At 72.4% G+C, this 16,704-nt stretch carries 16 protein-coding genes and 2 pseudogenes; 6 read left to right on the plus strand and 12 right to left on the minus strand.

All coding sequences use genetic code 11. The features are described 5' to 3' along the window. Positions 1–166: 166 nt before the first annotated feature. From E4N63_RS00535 to E4N63_RS00560, 7 genes and pseudogenes are all read right to left on the minus strand, one after another. On the minus strand, positions 167–1,207 hold the full coding sequence (locus E4N63_RS00535) for a C40 family peptidase (RefSeq protein WP_125624700.1): 1,041 nt from the start codon (positions 1,205–1,207) through the stop codon (positions 167–169). Positions 1,208–1,549: 342 nt separating this feature from the next. Further along, positions 1,550–2,178 (minus strand): annotated as a pseudogene (locus E4N63_RS00540) (DUF305 domain-containing protein). Between the two features lie 82 nt (positions 2,179–2,260). Then, on the minus strand, positions 2,261–2,818 hold the full coding sequence (locus tag E4N63_RS31345; protein WP_374112651.1) for a DUF6153 family protein: 558 nt from the start codon (positions 2,816–2,818) through the stop codon (positions 2,261–2,263). A 155-nt stretch (positions 2,819–2,973) separates the two neighbouring features. Continuing rightward, positions 2,974–3,519, minus strand: coding sequence for a TerD family protein (locus E4N63_RS00545; protein ID WP_125624709.1), 546 nt, complete (start codon positions 3,517–3,519; stop codon positions 2,974–2,976). A gap of 378 nt (positions 3,520–3,897) precedes the next feature. Next, on the minus strand, positions 3,898–5,385 hold the full coding sequence (locus E4N63_RS00550; RefSeq protein WP_125624703.1) for a UDP-N-acetylmuramoyl-L-alanyl-D-glutamate--2,6-diaminopimelate ligase: 1,488 nt from the start codon (positions 5,383–5,385) through the stop codon (positions 3,898–3,900). 599 nt (positions 5,386–5,984) lie between these two features. Further along, positions 5,985–6,593 carry a hypothetical protein gene (locus E4N63_RS00555; protein ID WP_125624704.1) on the minus strand — a complete coding sequence of 203 codons (609 nt, stop codon included), beginning with the start codon at positions 6,591–6,593 and terminating at the stop codon, positions 5,985–5,987. A gap of 270 nt (positions 6,594–6,863) precedes the next feature. Next, positions 6,864–7,226 (minus strand): helix-turn-helix transcriptional regulator, encoded by a 363-nt coding sequence (locus tag E4N63_RS00560; protein ID WP_230239632.1) that lies wholly within the window; start codon positions 7,224–7,226, stop codon positions 6,864–6,866. A gap of 124 nt (positions 7,227–7,350) precedes the next feature. Between E4N63_RS00560 and E4N63_RS00565 the strand changes: the two genes are divergently transcribed. Continuing rightward, positions 7,351–7,599 (plus strand): hypothetical protein, encoded by a 249-nt coding sequence (locus E4N63_RS00565; RefSeq protein WP_228430408.1) that lies wholly within the window; start codon positions 7,351–7,353, stop codon positions 7,597–7,599. 66 nt (positions 7,600–7,665) lie between these two features. Here the strand turns inward: E4N63_RS00565 and E4N63_RS00570 are convergent, their stop codons facing one another. Continuing rightward, the gene (locus tag E4N63_RS00570; protein WP_228430409.1) at positions 7,666–8,226 is read right to left on the minus strand and encodes a hemerythrin domain-containing protein; all 561 of its coding nucleotides are present in this window, start codon (positions 8,224–8,226) and stop codon (positions 7,666–7,668) included. Between the two features lie 466 nt (positions 8,227–8,692). Here E4N63_RS00570 and E4N63_RS00575 point away from each other — a divergent pair. Next, a pseudogene (locus E4N63_RS00575) lies at positions 8,693–9,253 on the plus strand (PAS domain-containing protein); the annotation flags it as partial. A gap of 655 nt (positions 9,254–9,908) precedes the next feature. Beyond that, complete coding sequence (locus E4N63_RS00580; protein ID WP_230239633.1) at positions 9,909–10,538, plus strand: PP2C family protein-serine/threonine phosphatase; 630 nt, start codon at positions 9,909–9,911, stop codon at positions 10,536–10,538. Positions 10,539–10,648: 110 nt separating this feature from the next. Here E4N63_RS00580 and E4N63_RS00585 read toward each other — a convergent pair whose 3' ends face one another. Continuing rightward, positions 10,649–10,798, minus strand: coding sequence for a hypothetical protein (locus tag E4N63_RS00585; protein WP_185831262.1), 150 nt, complete (start codon positions 10,796–10,798; stop codon positions 10,649–10,651). Here E4N63_RS00585 and ctaD point away from each other — a divergent pair. Together ctaD and E4N63_RS00595 are read left to right on the plus strand one after the other, a co-directional pair. Then, entirely contained in the window at positions 10,785–12,548 is a 1,764-nt protein-coding gene (gene ctaD / locus E4N63_RS00590) for a cytochrome c oxidase subunit I (RefSeq protein ID WP_125624656.1), read from the plus strand. The genes E4N63_RS00585 and ctaD overlap by 14 nt on opposite strands. Positions 12,549–12,555: 7 nt before the next feature. Further along, the gene (locus tag E4N63_RS00595; protein WP_125624657.1) at positions 12,556–12,909 is read left to right on the plus strand and encodes a hypothetical protein; all 354 of its coding nucleotides are present in this window, start codon (positions 12,556–12,558) and stop codon (positions 12,907–12,909) included. A gap of 12 nt (positions 12,910–12,921) precedes the next feature. On the opposite strand, the gene E4N63_RS00600 is transcribed toward E4N63_RS00595, so the two are convergent. From E4N63_RS00600 to E4N63_RS00610, 3 genes are all read right to left on the minus strand, one after another. Further along, positions 12,922–14,313: a lysine N(6)-hydroxylase/L-ornithine N(5)-oxygenase family protein gene (locus E4N63_RS00600; RefSeq protein ID WP_230239634.1), complete on the minus strand. Its 1,392-nt coding sequence runs from the start codon at positions 14,311–14,313 to the stop codon at positions 12,922–12,924. Between the two features lie 422 nt (positions 14,314–14,735). After that, the gene (locus tag E4N63_RS00605; protein WP_125624659.1) at positions 14,736–15,185 is read right to left on the minus strand and encodes an SRPBCC family protein; all 450 of its coding nucleotides are present in this window, start codon (positions 15,183–15,185) and stop codon (positions 14,736–14,738) included. Between the two features lie 145 nt (positions 15,186–15,330). Continuing rightward, on the minus strand, positions 15,331–15,645 hold the full coding sequence (locus E4N63_RS00610; RefSeq protein ID WP_230239635.1) for a multidrug efflux SMR transporter: 315 nt from the start codon (positions 15,643–15,645) through the stop codon (positions 15,331–15,333). Positions 15,646–15,912: 267 nt separating this feature from the next. Here E4N63_RS00610 and E4N63_RS00615 point away from each other — a divergent pair, with 267 nt between their 5' ends. Continuing rightward, the gene (locus tag E4N63_RS00615) at positions 15,913–16,698 is read left to right on the plus strand and encodes a CHRD domain-containing protein (protein WP_125624660.1); all 786 of its coding nucleotides are present in this window, start codon (positions 15,913–15,915) and stop codon (positions 16,696–16,698) included. The last annotated feature ends 6 nt before the right edge of the window (positions 16,699–16,704 follow it).

Below are 16,704 nucleotides of genomic sequence, written 5' to 3' on the forward strand. Positions count from 1 at the left end.
CCGCCGGTACCCGCCAACGCCATGTCAACACATCCCAACAAAAGCGGCAATGAGGATGAATCACCTGCCGGAGGGTATGAAAAAGCCCGCACCACTCGGGTGCGGGCTCGTCGGGTCCGGCTCCGGCCGACGGTACGGGGGCGGCGCCGGGCCGCCCCCGCGGCGCTCAGCCGATGCGGACGCCCCACATGAACGGCATGCCGCTGGTGCTCATCGGCTCGTACCGCACACTGGCACCGGGCTTGGGGGCGTGGAGGATCTGGCCGTTGCCGGCGTAGAAGCCGACGTGGCTGAGGTCGCTGCGCATGATGACGAGGTCGCCGGGCCGGAGCTGGCTCTGCGAGCTGATGCGGGTGCCGGCGTTGGCCTGGGCCTGCGAGGTCCGGGGTATCGCGATCCCCGCCTGCTGGAACGCCCAGGACGTGAGACCGGAGCAGTCGAAGGAGTTGGGGCCGGTGGCGCCCCACACGTACGGCATGCCGACCCGGCTCTTGGCGGCCTCGAAGGCGGACGCGGCGCGGCCGGTGGCGCTGGACTGGCTGCCGAGCTCGGCGCGGGCGCTGGTGCGGTTCGCGCGCTCCTCCTCCGCGGCCATCGCGGCCTTCTCCTCGGCCGTCAGCTTGTTGAGGAGGCGCTGGGCCTTGGCCAGCTTGCCCTGGATCTCCTTCTTCCGGTCCCGGAGCTCCGTGCGGGTCTCCTCCAGGTCCCCCAGCTTGTCCGCCGCCTCGGCGCGCTGCTGCTGCAGCGTGCGCTGCTTCTCCTGCGCCTTCTTGAGCGTGGTGAGCTGCTGGCTGCTGAGCCGGTCGAGCGTGGAGGCCTTCTCGAGGTAGCCGTCCGGGTCGCTGGCGAGGAGGAGCTGGACCGACGGGTCGATGCCGCCGCTGCGGTACTGCGCCGTGGCCATCGAACCCAGGCCGTTGCGCAGCTTGTTGAGCTCGGCCTGGCCGCGGGCCACCGTCTCCTGCAGCGACTCGACCTCCTTCTCGAGCTTCTCCTCTTTCTCGTTCGCCCCGTTGTACTTCTCGGTCGCCTGGGTCGCCTCTTCGTAGAGCCGGTCGACCTGCGCCTTGACGCCCTTCTTGTCGGGGTCGGGCATCGGATCGGCCTGCGCCGAGTTGGTGGAGAGGGCGACCGCCGCGGCAGTGACGCCGAGAACGGCCGCGTAAGCGCGCTGGTTAGGCTGCTTGGGACGACGGTGGGACGCCACTGAGGGCAGCTCCTTCTTCCTCGGCCGCCTGCCGGGAGGTGGGGCGTGCTCCCGGCTCCGCGCAACTCTGCGGAATCGACGGTGCCTTCGCCGCCACCCCCATTGGGCAGCCGACCACGCGAAGGACTCGACGCCGGATCTTAACCCGCTGGGTTTCACGGCTCAAAGCCCCGGGTATTTCTGACCGCCGGGCTGTCCGCATTCGCCCGGACACGTCACCTTTGGCCCCGGCGCACGCCGTCCGCCCGCACTGAACGGGCCGGCGAACGGCACCGGGAACCCGTGGTCCCGTCCCGGTGCCGCCGCCGTCCGTCAACCGTCGTCGGAGGCCGTCGGAGACCGTCAGCGGCCGAGAAGATCCTTCATCCGGGCGATCTCCTCGCCCTGCGAGGTGACGATGGCCGCGGCCATCTTCCGGGCCGGCCCGTACTCCCCCTGCTTCTGCTGGGTGCGGGCCATCGTCACGGCGCCCTCGTGATGCTCGATCATCAGCTCCAGGAAGGCCGTGTCGAACGCCTTGCCGGAGGCGGACTCCAACCGCTTCATCTGCCCGGCGTCCATCATCCCGGACATGCCGTGGCCCTCGTGGGCCCCGAGGTCCATGCCGCCGGGCATCCGCTCCTCGCCCCAGGCGCCGAGCCAGCCGTCGAGGGTCTCGATCTCCGGCGCCTGGGCCTTCTCGATCTGCCCGGCGAGCTTCTCGACCTCGTCCGAGGCGGCGCGTCCGCGTGCCAGGCGCGCCATTTCGACGGCTTGTTCGTGGTGCGGGATCATCCCCTGCGCGAAGGCCACGTCGGCGGCGTTGTGCTTCGCGTCCGGCGCCGCGCTCGCGGCGGAGGGGCGGGCCGGGCCCGGGTGTCGTCGCTGCTGTTGTCTCCGCTCTCTCCGCCGCAGGCCGCCAGCACCAGCGCGGCTGCTCCGGCGGCGGCCGCGCGGGCGGCGCGGCGGGAAAGGGTACGGGTGGATCGCATGGTCACAACTCCTGAAGGTCTGATGCAGGCATGGCCGTATGAGGCGCCGGCGCGTTCGCGCGCGCACCTCGGGAGGCGCGGCCTATATCCGCAGGAGCTGGAGTTCGGAGAGCGAGGGCGGCCCTCTGCCGCCCCGGGGAGCGGGCGGCCCGGCCGTGGCCGGTGTCCCCGCCGCACCGCGCGCGGCGTACGGGCCGGGGACGGGGGCGACGGTGCGGGGCCGGTGCTCACGGAGGCCGCCGCGCAGTCCGTCACGGCATGCGTCTCGTGCCCGCCGCAGGGGTCGTGGCACGCGCCGTCGGCCGAGAGCCGGGGGCCGGCCGGCCGCTCCTCGGAGGAAACGGAGGAGTGCGGCGGCGCGAGGGCCATGGAAGCCGGTGCCGCCGCCAGGCCGTGCAGGCCCAGAAGACCGGCGAGCACGGCGAGCACGAGGCACGCGCGGGTCCGCCCCGGAGGGCGCCGGACCGGGCGCTGTTCTCGGCTCACGGCGCCATGGTATCGGGCCCCGGACCGCCGGGCCGGTGCTTCCCGGTGCCGGTGCGCGTGACGCCGGACACCTCGTTCTCCGGAACGCCCGGGGGCCACGGGGCCGCTGGCGGCCCGGCGGCGTCTCCGGCCGGCTCGCCCGTGGCCCGGACATCGCGGGACACCGCCCGGCCCCGCGCACCCGTCCCTGCGGCGCAACGGCGTCGACCCGACGCCGCGGCCCGGCTCCGGCTCGTCCACGAACGGATCATGCCGGAGCTGCGCTGAGCCGCGTCCGGCGCGGGACGGCGCCGGGGGGTCCGCGCCGGATCAGGGGGTCCGCTCCCCCATCAGCCGGGCAAAGGCGTTGGGGTCGGCGTCGTACCCGCGGAGGGTCTTGCGGAACTCCCAGGCGCCGTCGGCGTCCCGGCGGAACTCGGCGACGGTGGCGGCCAGGGCCCCGGAGACGCTCTCGAAGTCGTCCCGCGCCAGTTCGGCCGGCCCGTTGAGGATCTGCACGGCGCTGTTCCGGACCCCGCCGAAGGTACGGCGGCCCTCGCCCTGCTGGATGGCCACGCCCACGACCACCCGCGCGAAGGTGGGCGCCATCCGGTAGAGCTCCAGGGTCATGGCCTCGTCGACCCCGAAACCGATGCCGTTGCGGCTGTCGCGGGTGAGGGTGATGGTGCCGTCGGGCGACCGGCTGTCGAAGTGGACGAGGTACACCGGATCGCCGTACGGGTCCTCGGCCGAGTAGGTCCCGGCGACGATGTCGAGATCGCAGGTGGGCTCGCCGAGGGGACTGGGGTCCCACTTGACCGCCACCTGGACCTTCTCCAGGCCCTTGTTGAGATTGCCGTCGGAGCCCTTGCTCATGCTGCTCACGGGCTTCCCCTTCCCCCGGGACGGTGCGTGACGCGACGTGTACGGGCGCCATCGTATCGGCGAGCCCGTCGGTTGGAGACTGCCCCGCTCACCGGGGCCGGAAAAGCCCTGTGGGCTCCGGGAAGCCGGCCGGACCGCCCAGCCGGGTCCGGCGGTCCGTCGGCGCGGGCGTCAACCGCCGCTCACCGTGCGCCCCGTGAGACGGCTCCGCGTCCGGGTACCCGGGCCCGGCCCCGGGCTCCGTCGCCGGAGAGCCGGGGCGGAGGAGCCCGCGGCCCGTCAGACCCGTTACGGGGCCGGGTCGTTGGGGGGCCGCCCCGGGCCCTCGTCGCGGCGGGCCGGCCCGCCGGTCCCGTCCCACCGGACGCCCTACCGGGGCTCGGCCAGTTCGCGCACCGTCGCCATGTCGCTGAAGGGGATCAGCTCCTCCCCCACGACCTGGAAGGGTTCACTGCCTTTCCCCGCGACCAGCACGATGTCCTCCGGACCGGCCTCGGCCAGCGCGAAGGCGATCGCCCGCCGCCGGTCGGCACAGCGCTCGAAGGGGGTTCCCGAAGCTCTCAGGCCCTCGCTGACGTGGTCCAGGATGATCTCGGGATCCTCGCCGCGGGGATTGTCCGAGGTGACGACGCACAGATCGGAGTAGGAGCCGGCGATCTCCCCCATCCGGGCGCGCTTGGTGACGTCCCGGTCCCCGCCGCAGCCGAAGACGGTGATGATCCGGCCGGGCGCGAAGTCCCGGATGGTGGCCAGCACTTTGTCCAGGGAGTCCGGGGAGTGGGCGTAGTCCACGATCACGGAGGCTCCGTGCGGGGCCGTGAAGCGTTCGAACCGGCCCGGGATCGGGGGGAGCCGGTCGAGGGCGGAGAGCAGCCCCTCCAGTTCGTGCCCGAGGAGATGGCAGGCCGCGACGGTGGCCAGCGCGTTGGCGACCGAGTACCGGCCCGGTACGGGGATGGCCACGGGGTACTTGTGGCCGGCGTGGTGGAGGACGAACTGCGCGCCGAAGGCGTCCATGTGCAGGTCGGTCGCCCGGTAGTCCGCCTCGGCGTCGATCGCGTAGGTGGACACCGCCCCGGGCATCAGGGCCTCGATCCGGGCTCCCACCGGGTCGTCGGCGTTGACCACCGCGCGCCCGCACAGCCCGCGGAAGAGGCGGAGTTTGGCCTCCGTGTAGCTCTCCATCGTTCCGTGGTCGTCCAGGTGGTCCTGCGTCAGATTGGTGAAGACGCCCACGTCGATGGAGGTGTGGTCGACACGGTGGGTCAGCAGGCCCATCGACGTGGCCTCCAGGACCACGCTGGTGGCCCCGCGGTCGCGCATACATCCCAGCAGGTACTGGAGATCGGGTGACTCCGGTGTGCTCAGGGCCGATCTCGGCATCGGGATCAGTTCGTCGCCGATCCGGCTCCCGGCCGTTCCGATGACCCCGACCCTGGCGTTCTCGGCGATCCGCAGGACGGACTCGACCATGTAGGACACCGAGGTCTTGCCGTTGGTCCCGGTGACGGCGACCATGTCCATCCGCTGTCCGGGATCGCCGTGGTAGCGCGAGGCGACGGCCGCCGCGGCCGCCCGCGTCCCGGGTACCCGGACGACACACACGTCCTCGGCGGTCGCCCATACCGACTCCGGTGGTCCGGGCCGCCCTTCCTCGACGAGCACCGCCGCCGCACCGCGCGCGAGGGCGGGCCCGATGGCCTCGGGACCGCCCTCGCGGTGACCGGGGACGGCGATGAACAGCGAACCGGGCGACACCCGGCCGGCGTCGAAGCAGACCCCGGCGGTGATGTCCGTCTCCGGATCGCCGCGGAGGATCTCGTGGTCGTGTCCGGCCAGCAGTGCGTTCAGCTTCACAGGCGTCCTTTCGGGGGCGCGGCGCGCCCGCGCGTCCCGGCCGGGCGCACGGCACACCGGGGCCACCGCTGGTGCGGCGACGGGCGGGACGGACGCGGAACGGAACGGCGGGCCCGGCGGCGCCGGGGTGCCGGAACTCAATCCGGCGGGGGGTGGTTACGGCGTTCCGGATCAGGAGCGGAGCCGTGCGGAGAGATCCGCGGAGGGACAGGAGAAGGGCGGAAGGCCCGGGTGGGGGGCCGAGGGGTCGCCGGCGCTAGCCGTGTCCGTGCAGCGCCCGGCAGCCGGCGTCAGGCACGGCGCCGGGTGCGGGACCCGTCGCCGGGATCGCGCCGTCCGGGCGTGCGGCGCGGGGAGCCCTGCGCGGGCACTCCCTCACTCCGTCTGTGCGACCCATGACCCCAGTGTACGTCCCGTGCCACCGGCCGGTTCACGGCGCGAGCGGCACCTGGCCGGGCCGGACGGCCGCCGCGGGACCGGGGCACGGCGGCGGGCGGCCGGGCGGCGGGCGAACCACGTCAGGGGTGGCATCCGGAGAGGACGCCACCCCTGACGGGCGGACCGTTCCCGGCCGGCCGGCCGGACCGGGAAGGGAAGGTTCAGGATCGGGGGCGGGCGAACCAGGCCGCGCCGTCCTTCATCGCCGTGAAGGCGACGACCAGACCACCCGCGATGATCCACAGCAGGCCGGGCGGGAAGAAGTAGACGCCGGAGACGATCATCAGTGCCCCCACGACGATCGCGGCGATCCGGACACCGCTGCCGCCCTTGCCGAACTTGGCGGCGACGACGATCTCCGCGATCGACAGGATCAGCGCGAAGGCCCCGAGCCCGAGCAGGAGCCCGGCCGATATGCCGTCCTGCAGGCCCCCCTGCTCCTCAACGGCTTCGCGTACCTCGCTGTTGTTGAGCAGGGCGCCGCCGGCCGTCATGAACAGACCGCCGATGAGGCCCAGTCCGCCGAAGACGAAGAGCAGCACCCGTGCCGTCTTCAGGGTGCCGGACATCTGCTCCGGCATCTGGTTGCCGCCGGGATACCCGCCATAGGGCTGCCCGGGCTGCTGCGGGTAGGGCGCCTGGCCGTATCCCTGCCCGGGCTGCTGCGGATAGGGCGCCTGCCCGTATCCCTGCCCGGACTGCTGGGGGGACGAGGGGTACTGCCCGCCCTGGGGCGGGCCGTACGGGTTGTTCGGACCCGTATCGCTCATGTCCGCATCCTTCCGGGAGTTTTCACATCACGACTGCCCTGTGCTGATCTCTTGAACCTACCGCGCACAACTTCCGCCCGTCAGGGGCCGGTACCCCTCACATCGTGATCCACACGGAGCTGACGGCACGTCACATCAGTCCGCGGCAAACGGCCTTCTCCACACGCCCGGGGGCGTAGCGACCGTTGACGGCTGCGAGCGGCGGAGGGCGGGGCCAAATGGCTCCCGCCACAGGAGGCGGCGCCTCCGTCCGGCCGGCACCGCCCGGCGTCAGTCGGCGGCCGCCAGGACACCGGCCAGGGCCGCCAGGACGGACGGCGCGACCCGGTAGTACACCCAGGTGCCGCGCCGCTCGGAGGTGAGCAGCCCGGCCTCCCGCAGCTTCTTCAGGTGGTGGCTGACCGTGGGCTGCGAGACGCCGACATCCGAGATGTCACAGACACAGGCCTCCCCGCCGGGGTGCGAGGCCACCAGGGAGAACAGCCGCAGCCGGACCGGGTCGCCCAGCGCCTTGAACATCGCCGCGGTGCGCCCGGCCTCCTCGGCGGTCAGCGCGCGCCGGCTCAGCGGCGGGCAGCACGGGACCACGGGCTCCGCCACCGGCGTACGCACCGGACCTCCGGAATTCGACATACGTCAATCCTTACAGCCGCCCCGCCGCGGGACAAGGTGCTGCCGCGGCCCCCACTTCACCCCGCGGATCGCACCCGCCCGGCCCGGACGTGCGGGGCCCGGCCGGCGGCCGCACGATGATTCCATGACCGAGATCAACGAACCGCTCGTCGAGGCCCCGCCGATCGTGGTCTGGCCCGTCACCCCGGGGGAGCCGCCGTTCCGTCTGGTGGAGATCCGGGGGGAGCCCGTCGGCAAGGCCGAGTCGATCGTGGACGTCGTCACCCTCGCCCACGACGCCGGGCTGGTGCACGTCGATCTCGACGATCCCGCCGCGGTCCGGTGGGTGGGTGGCGGCAAGTACACCTGGACGCCGCACCACGGGTTCCTGTGATCCCGTGGCGGCCCGCCGGCCCGCCGGGTCTCCCCGTCCCCGCCGCCCCGGTCGCCGGGCGGGGACTCAGAGCCTCCCGCGCCCGCTCAGGGCGTCGCGGGCGCGGTCCACGAGCCCCGCCCCCGGGTCGAGGAGACGGTTGGCGGGCGGGGTGTCGGGGGCGCCGGGGTGCGGGCGGGTGGGGGCGGTCCGCTTGGCCCGGCGGATCTTGCCGCCCAGTTCTCGCAGCCGTTCGGGGGAGCAGACCTCGCGCAGCCGGACGAAGAGGTGCCGCTCCTCGTCGTGGATGTGCGCGGTCACCTCGCTGATCAGCCGGATGACGAGCCCGTCGAAGTCCGGGTCGTCGGGCCTGCGGTCCTCCAGGTCCTTGAGGAGCCGTTCCACCTCTGCGTGGTCGGCGATCTCCTTGTCGGCGAGCGCGGCGCCGCCCGGCACGCGCCGGCGCACCTCCGGGTACAGGTACTGCTCCTCGGCGACCGCGTGCCGGACGAGTTCCATGGTGATCCGGTCCAGCACCTGCCTGCGCTCGGGACGGCCGGTGGGGACGCCCTGCAGACTCTCGAACAGCTCGTCGACCTCGCGGTGATCGGCCGTCAGTTCCGCGATGGCGTCCTCACCGTGGTCCATGCCCGCCTGCCCCTGCCTGGTCGGATACGTCACCGGCCGCCGGACGTCACCGTCCGGCGGCGGACTGCGGGCACCGGGTACCCACCGCACCGCACTCCCACACCCGCCGGGCGCACGCCCGCCCGGCGGTCCGGCGTCCGGCCGGGCGCCGGACCGTCCGCAGCGATATCCTATAGTCTCATTTATCCGTATTGCCGTGAATGACTGCTATCGGAAAGAGCGTGTCATGGCCTCAGCCCATCCGCCGGGGCTGCTCCGCCGGCTGCCTCTGCTGCTGCGGAGCCCGGACCCGCAGGCCATGCTCGCTGTCCTGACCGAGGACCGGGAGGAGGACGGTGAGCCGGCGCCACTGGTGCCCGAGCGCACCCGGATATACGTCGAGGGCGTCGCGCGCACCGAGGTGTTCCCCGCGAACTCCGGACTCGGGCCCGCGAACCGGGCGTTCGACGAGGCGGTCGCGGAGGTGATGCGCACCGGACGGCCCCTGCGCGCCGGCGGACCGGACACCCCCGTGGCACTGCTGCCGCTGTCCGCCGACGGCCGGGTCGCCGGTGTCCTGGCCGCGGGGCTGCGTCCCGCGGGTCCGGCCGGGGGCTCCCCCGACGACTCGGTCCTGGAACTGCTGGCCGACGCCTGCGCGGTTCGGCTGAACAGCCTCGCCCACCGTTCCGTCGAGCTCCTGGCCGAGGCGGCGCGGGCCACCCGGACCGGGGGCTTCGCCTGGGACCTCTCGCGGAACTCCGTCCGCTGGGACGAGCGGGCCTGCGACATCTACGGCGTCGACCCGGCCGAGTTCGAGGGTGACGAGGAGGCGTTCTTCGGCTCCCTCCACCCGGACGACCTCCCGGTGGTGCAGGCGGCCATCGCGGAGGTGACCGAGGCCGCCGTCACCTCACCCGGGGCGGGCCCGGCCGGAGACACCGGCTCCTACCGGCTGCACTACCGCGTCGTCCACCCGGACGGCAGCCAGCACCCCGTGCTCGAACACGGCCGGGTGGTCCTGGGCGAGGACGGACGCCCCGCCCGCGCCCTGGGGCTGGTGCTGCGGAGTCCGCCCGGTATGACGCCGGCCATGCCGTCCCTCTCCCCCGACCGCTCGCGGGACGCCTTCCTCTTCAGCCTGACCCGGGCGCTCTCCAAGGCCGTGACCGTACGGGACGTCGCCCGGGTCATGACCGATCTGACCCGTCCCGCGCTGGGCGCCGCGAACGTCACCATCGGCGTCGTCGAGCACGGCGGGCTGAAGATCATCGGCCGGACCCCCGTCGCCCCGGAACTGCGCCATCTGCACGCACCGGCCCGCAGGGTCATGGAACTGGCGATGACGCAGGAGGAGCCGCTGTTCCTGGAGGACCTCAACCGGCTGCGCGGCACGGGCGTCCCCGATCTGGGCGCCACCGGCCCCGTGCCACCGCGGGCCTGGGTCGTGCTCTCGCTCTCCTCCTCCGAGCGGCCCACCGGCGCCTGCCTCATCTCCTTCTCCGGCCCGCGCCACTTCGACCCGGGCGAACGCACCTTCTACACCGCCGTCGCGGCGATCCTAACGCAGAGTCTCGAACGCGCCCGGATGTTCGACTCCGAGCACCAGCGGGCCAGCGATCTCCAGACGGCGATGCTCCCCGCCGCCTGCCCCCGCCCCCTCACTCGCCACCCACGCCCGCTACCTCCCGGGCACGAGCGAGATGAACGTCGGCGGGGACTGGTACGACGTGCTGCCGCTCGCAGACGGCACCGCGGCCCTGGTGATCGGGGACGTCCAGGGGCACGACGCCCACGCCTCGGCGGTCATGGGCCAGCTCCGCGTCATCCTGCGCACCTGCGCCGACGCCGGGATGAACCCGGGAAGTGTGCTCGCCCGGGCCAACCGCGTCCTGGCCGATCTCGACACCGGCCGCTTTGCGACCTGCGCCTATCTCGTCCTCGACCCCTCCGACGGCTCCCTGGAGGGGGCCCGGGCGGGACACCCCCACCCCCTGCTGGTCTCCCCCGGCACGGCCGGTGAACTCCAGCTGGCGGGCGGCCCGCCGCTCGGCGTCATGCCGCACGCGCGGTACCGGACGACCAGGGCGCGTCTCGCCGACGGGGAGACCCTCGTCCTCTTCACGGACGGCCTGGTGGAGCGGAAGGGCGCCGACCTCGACGCCTGCATCGAACAGATGCGCAACGAACTCCACCACTGGATGCGGGACACCGAACAGAAGTACGGCCGCTCAGTGGGCCCGGAGGAGGTCACGGACTTCCTTCTCCGGGAGGACGGCGATCCGGGCCGTTCGGACGACATCGCCCTTCTCGCGGTACGCCGCACCGGCTGACATCCGCCCGCTCTCCCGGAATTCCCGCGCACCGCCGGAATACCACCTGCGCCATTCGGGTGACACTCATTTGCGTTCCGGCCGCGCCCGTACAAGAGTCGAACTCACCGTCAGCCGGCGTCGCGTGCTATCAAGACGACGCAGCACGATGCCACCCCGCCGGTCGAGGCATCGGCGTGCTGCGCGAAACCGGCGGACACATCCATTCCGACGTTGCCGACGCCGGTGGCGGAGAGGCGAATACTCATGGTCTCGGACATCCAGACGAAAGAAGTACCGGCCGGACCGAGGCCCAGGACGCCGGGGAGAGTGGTCGTCGACTGGCTGACCACCACCGACCACAAGAAAATCGGCGCCCTCTACATGGTCTCGTCGTTCATCTTCTTCGTGGTCGGCGGAATCCTTGCTCTCGCCCTTCGGGCCGAACTGGCCCGGCCCGGCACGCAGATCCTCTCGAACGAGCAGTACAATCAGGCGTTCACCATGCACGGCACCATCATGCTGCTGCTGTTCGCCACCCCGCTGTTCGCCGGTTTCACCAACGCCATCATGCCGCTGCAGATCGGCGCGCCGGATGTCGCCTTCCCCCGGCTGAACATGTTGTCGTACTGGCTCTTTCTCTTCGGATCGCTGATCGTCCTGGCCAGTTTCCTCACCTCGCAGGGGGCCCCCGACTTCGGCTGGTTCGCCTATACGCCACTCTCCCGCGAGGAGTACTCGCCGGGCGTCGGCGGCGACATGTGGATCATGGGCCTGGCGATGTCCGGCTTCGGCACCATCCTGGGCGCCGTCAACTTCATCACCACCATCGTCTGCATGCGGGCCCCGGGCATGACGATGTTCCGGATGCCGATCTTCGTCTGGAACACCCTGCTCACCAGTGTCCTGATCATCCTGGTCTTCCCCGTGCTGGCCGCCGCCCTGTTCGCCCTGGAGGTGGACCGCCTCTTCGGGGCCCACATCTACGACCCGGCGAACGGCGGGCCGCTCCTGTGGCAGCACCTCTTCTGGTTCTTCGGCCACCCCGAGGTCTACATCATCGCCCTGCCGTTCTTCGGCATCATCACCGAGGTCATCCCCGTGTTCAGCCGGCGGCCGATCTTCGGCTATGTCGGCCTCGTCGGCGCGACACTGGTGATCACCGGTCTCTCGGCCTCGGTGTGGGCGCACCACATGTTCGCCACCGGCGCGGTGCTGCTGCCGTTCTTCTCCTTCATGTCCTTCCTCATCGCGGTGCCGACCGGCGTGAAGTTCTTCAACTGGATCGGCACCATGTGGAACGGCTCGCTGTCGTTCGAGACGCCCATGCTGTGGGCGCTGGGATTCCTGGTCTCCTTCCTCTTCGGCGGTCTGACCGGCGTGCTGCTCGCCTCTCCGCCGCTCGACTTCCATGTCACCGACGGCTATTTCGTCGTCGCACACTTCCATTACGTGATCTTTGGGACCGTGGTGTTCGCCATGTTCGCCGGATTCCACTTCTGGTGGCCGAAATTCACCGGGAAAATGCTGGACGAGCGGCTGGGGAAAATCCACTTCTGGACGCTCTTCATCGGCTTTCACACCACCTTCCTCGTCCAGCACTGGCTCGGCGTCGAGGGGATGCCCCGCCGTTATGCCGACTATCTCGCGGCCGACGGGTTCACCCTGCTGAACACCGTCTCGACCATCGGCTCCTTCCTGCTGGGTCTCTCCACACTGCCGTTCCTCTACAACGTCTGGAAGACGGCCAAGTACTCGCCGAAGATCCTGGTCGACGACCCCTGGGGCTACGGCCGCTCACTGGAGTGGGCCACCTCCTGCCCGCCGCCCCGGCACAACTTCCTCACCCTGCCGCGGATCCGCTCCGAGTCACCGGCCTTCGACCTGCACCACCCGGATCTCGCCCTCATCGACGAGGAGGAGAACACCGGGCGCAGGGACATGATCGAACCCGGCAGGGGCGCTGCCCCGCCGCTCGGCGACGACCGCGGCCCGGGCCACGGTCACGGCGACGGCCGCGGCCGGAGCTGAGGCCGGCGTGCGGCCCGATCGCGAGGAGATCAACGCCGGGCTCGCCCAGCTGGAGGGATACCTCCGGGGACGGACCCATATCGCCGACGCCCGGACCGAGGCCGAGGCGTTCGCCGACCGCATGCCGTGGCTGACGACGGCTCAGCGCGAGGAGATCGTCGGCGGCTACGTCGAGGACCGGCTCGCTCTCACCCGGCGCCTGCTGGAGCACATCCTGCAACGCTCCGCCGAACTGCGGACCGAGTACACCGCCCGCTACGAGTCGCTGCGCCGCCGGGTGCTGTGCACGGCCGTCGCCGCGGTGCTCGGAGCACTGGCGCTGAGCGTCTGGGCGCTGACCGTCGCCGGTCTCAGCCGGTAGACCGCGCGGGCCTCAACCGCTCGCGGGCGCGTCCGCGGCGTCCCCCGGCGCACCGTCCCGTCCGCGGTGGCCCGGATCCGCGGGCGCGCCGAAGGTCGTCCAGGCCGCCCGGTCCGGTACGGGGTACACGGGGCGGCCGGCGACGGCGTTGAGGATGGTGGCGGCGCGCCAGGCGCCCAGGGTGAGGTCGGGGGCGCCGACCCCGTGCGTGTGCAGTTCGGCGTTCTGCACGTACAGCGAGCCGGTGACGGCCGGGTCGAGCGCCACCCGGTACTCGCCGTCGATCCGGTACCGGCCCCGGTCGTCCCAGTCGACGAGGCCGGCCACCGGGCCGAGGAAGGCGGGGCGGACGGCCGCGTAACCGGTGGCCGCGACGACGGCCGAGGTGCGCACCTCGAACCGGCTGTCCTGCTGGGCGTGGTGGCAGCGCAGCAGGAAGCCGCCGGGTACCGCCTCGGCCCCGGTGATCTCGACACCGGGGTGCAGGGCGGCGCGGGGCTCGGTGCCGCCGATGGTGCGCTCGTACAGCGCGTCGTGGATCTCGGCGAGGGTCTCCTCGCTGACGCCCTTGTAGAGCTGCCACTGCTCGCGGACGAGCCGGTCCCGCACCTCCGGCGGAAGCCCGCGGAAGTAGCGGATGTAGTCGGGGGTGAAGTGCTCCAGACCGATCTTGGAGTACTCCATGGGCGCGAAGGCGGGGGTACGGGCCAGCCAGCGGACGTACGGACCGCCGGCACCGTCGCCGTCCTGGTGACGCAGCAGGTCGAGTACCACCTCGGCGCCGGACTGTCCGGCGCCGATCACCGTGACGTCGTCCTCGGCGGCGAGGCGGGCGCGGTGGGTGCGGTAGTCGGCGCTGTGCAGGACCCGGCCGCGGTGCCCGGCGGCCGGCAGCGGGCGCAGCACCTCGGGGAGCACCGGTTCCGTCCCGATGCCCAGCACGATCCGCCGGGCGGCCACCGAGGAGCGGCGGCCGGCCGCGGACCGGTGCTCCACCCGGAAGACGCCGGCCGCGCCGTCCCACTCCACCGAGGTGACCTCGGCGTCGAAGCGGCAGGACGGCAGGCACTCGGCGGCCCAGCGGCAGTAGTGGTCGTATTCGCGCCGGGGGATGTGGAAGCGCTCGGAGAAGAAGAACGGGAACATCCGGTCGTGCGCCCGCAGGTAGTTGAGGTACGACCAGGGGCTGGTGGGGTCGGCCATGGTCACCAGGTCGGCGAGGAAGGGCACCTGGAGAACCGTTCCCTCCAGGAGCAGGCCGGGGTGCCAGGAGAACCGGGGCCGGGCGTCCAGGAAGAGGGTGCGCAGCCCGGGCACGCCGTCGGCCAGGGCGGCCAGGGAGAGGTTGAACGGGCCGATGCCGATGCCGACCAGGTCGTAGGGGTGCTCGGCCGCCGCGGTCACCGCCGCTCCCCCGCCGGGCCGGCGGGCGCGGCGGGGTCCGCCGCCGGTGCCGCGGCTGCCGCCCGTACGGAGCGTCCGGCCGCTCCGGGACGGCCCGCGGGAGCGGATGGTGTGCGCGGGACGGCGGCGTCCGGACGGTGCAAGGGCTCTCCCGGGCGGAGGGGTGCCGGACTGGGCTCACCGGCGGAAATCCAGGAGAGGCTAACCGGCCGGGCCCCGGATGCCAAGCGGGTCAATTCCCGCGCGCGGGTACCCGGTTCGGCGGCCGGAGGCCCGGGCGGGCCGGCCGGGCGGCGCACAGCGGTGGGGCCCCGGCCCGGCAGCCGGGGCCCCACCGCTGTGGTCCGTGCCCTCGCGGGGGCGGTTCCGGCCGGCCGTCCGTCGTGGTGGGGAACCGCGGCCTCGCCACCCGGGTGTGCCGGTCAGACCTGGCCGCGCCAGGCACCGGTCTCGACACCGCGGGACTCGATGAAGGACTTGAAGCGGCTCAGGTCCTGCTTGGCCTGCTTCTTCACGAAGCCCATCTTGTCCCCGACCGTGTCGGCGATGCCCTGCGGGTCGTGGTCGAGCTGGAGCATGACCTTCGTCCGCTTGTCGTCCAGGCGGTGGAAGGTGACCACGCCGGCCTGCTTGGCCTCACCCTCGACGGTGGTCCAGGCGACGCGCTCGTCGGGGATCTGCTCGGTGATCTCGGCGTCGAACTCCCGCTTGACGCCCGCGATCTTCGTCACCCAGTGCGTCCGGGTCGGTGTCCGCTGCTCGATCCGCTCGACGCCTTCCATGAACTGCGGGAAGTCCTCGAACTGCGTCCACTGGTCGTACGCGGTGCGCACGGGGACCTCGACCTCGACGGATTCCTCGACCTTCGACATGTCGGTGTGCTCCTCACCTCGGGGGTTCCGTACACCGCTCCGCCTGCCCCCGGGTCCGCCGCCGATGCGTACCGGAATGGAAGGATCCGGTCATTCGGTTCGCGCCGCCGGGCCCCACCGGTTCTCCGGGGCTCACGCCCGGCGGTCAGTGGAGCAGCTTCAGTCCCGCCACACAGCCGACGATCCCCGCGAGCAGCAGCAGCTTGGCGACGGACACCGTCTCGCCGCCGGTCGCCATGGCCCACCCCGCCGTCAGGACGGCGCCGATGCCGACCCAGACCGCGTAGCCGGTGCCGACCGGCACCTCCCGCAGGGCGTAGGCGAGGCCCGCCATGCTCAGCGCCAGCGCCACCCCGAAGACCACGCTGGGCCAGAGCCTGCTGAACCCCTGGGACCGGTCCAGCGCCGTGGCCCAGACCGCCTCCAGCACACCGGACAGGATCAGCACCGCCCAGGCCATCGCCCACTCCCGCACACCGTCGCGCCGCCGCGGGCCGGTCCCTCCGGGGCCGGCCGCCTCCCCGGCCAAGATCTCACACGGCGTCCGCCGGGGGAGCCCCGGCCCGGCGGCCGGAGGGGGTGCCGGAAAAGTTTTCCGGCACCCACCAATCCGCCCCGGCCCCGGTTCCGAATGAGGGGTGCAGGCGGATCACGGCAACGGGTCCGCGTACGAGACCGCGCACCGGCCGCTGCGACCGCAGGGGCCACCGGAAGGGATGCACCCGAAATGACAGCCAAGCGCACCACACGGCTTGCCGCACTCGTCGCCCTCCCCATGGCCCTGGCCCTGGGCACCTCGACGGCCGCGACGGCCGCCGGACCGCAGGGGTTCCAGATCGACCTCTCGCAGCTCAACAACTCCGGCGCCTCCGGCACCGCCATGCTGAGCCTCGACGGCACCGAACTGACCGTCAAGATCGAGTCGCAGGGCCTGACGCCCGGCCAGCCGCACGCCCAGCACATCCACGGCTCCACGGAGGGGCACGACTTCACCTGCCCGGACATCACCGCCGACAAGGACGGGGACGGCATCGTCACCACCAGCGAGGGGCTGCCCGTCTACGGCAACATCAACATCTCGCTGACGGTGGACGGCGACACGACCCCGGACAGCGGCCTCGCCGTCGACCGGATGCCGGTGGCCGAGGCCGACGGCACGCTCTCCTACGAACGCACCCTCACGGTCTCCCAGGACGTCGCGGACCACATCCAGGACCTGCACGTCGTGCAGCACGGCATCGACCCCAACGGCAACAACGAGTACGACTTCGGCGTCGGCAAGAGCGACCTGGACCCGAAGCTTCCGCAGGAGGCCACCGCTCCGGCCGCCTGCGGCCTGGTCAAGGGCGCCGCGGTCGGCTCCGTGCCCGCCGGCGGCGTGGAGACCGGAACGACGGCCTCCACGTCCGGTGTCCAGAGCCGCGGTATGGCCGCCGTCGGCGCGGCGACGCTCGTCGCGGCCGCGGGCACCCTCGTGGTGACCCGGCGCAGGCGCGCCGCCCAGGACGGCTGACCCGAG

The organism is Streptomyces sp. MNU89, assembly GCF_020982505.1.
Lineage (GTDB): Bacteria > Actinomycetota > Actinomycetes > Streptomycetales > Streptomycetaceae > Streptomyces > Streptomyces xinghaiensis.

Coding starts and splice junctions, on each gene's coding strand:
- E4N63_RS31345 (WP_374112651.1), bottom strand. CDS start 2,818: ATGTCCGGGCCACGGGCGAGCCGGCCGGAGACGCCGCCGGGCCGCCAG.
- E4N63_RS00545 (WP_125624709.1), bottom strand. CDS start 3,519: ATGAGCAAGGGCTCCGACGGCAATCTCAACAAGGGCCTGGAGAAGGTC.
- E4N63_RS00555 (WP_125624704.1), bottom strand. CDS start 6,593: ATGAGCGATACGGGTCCGAACAACCCGTACGGCCCGCCCCAGGGCGGG.
- E4N63_RS00560 (WP_230239632.1), bottom strand. CDS start 7,226: ATGTCGAATTCCGGAGGTCCGGTGCGTACGCCGGTGGCGGAGCCCGTG.
- E4N63_RS00565 (WP_228430408.1), top strand. CDS start 7,351: ATGACCGAGATCAACGAACCGCTCGTCGAGGCCCCGCCGATCGTGGTC.
- E4N63_RS00570 (WP_228430409.1), bottom strand. CDS start 8,226: ATGGACCACGGTGAGGACGCCATCGCGGAACTGACGGCCGATCACCGC.
- E4N63_RS00580 (WP_230239633.1), top strand. CDS start 9,909: ATGAACGTCGGCGGGGACTGGTACGACGTGCTGCCGCTCGCAGACGGC.
- ctaD (WP_125624656.1), top strand. CDS start 10,785: ATGGTCTCGGACATCCAGACGAAAGAAGTACCGGCCGGACCGAGGCCC.
- E4N63_RS00585 (WP_185831262.1), bottom strand. CDS start 10,798: ATGTCCGAGACCATGAGTATTCGCCTCTCCGCCACCGGCGTCGGCAAC.
- E4N63_RS00605 (WP_125624659.1), bottom strand. CDS start 15,185: ATGTCGAAGGTCGAGGAATCCGTCGAGGTCGAGGTCCCCGTGCGCACC.
- E4N63_RS00610 (WP_230239635.1), bottom strand. CDS start 15,645: ATGGCCTGGGCGGTGCTGATCCTGTCCGGTGTGCTGGAGGCGGTCTGG.
- E4N63_RS00615 (WP_125624660.1), top strand. CDS start 15,913: ATGACAGCCAAGCGCACCACACGGCTTGCCGCACTCGTCGCCCTCCCC.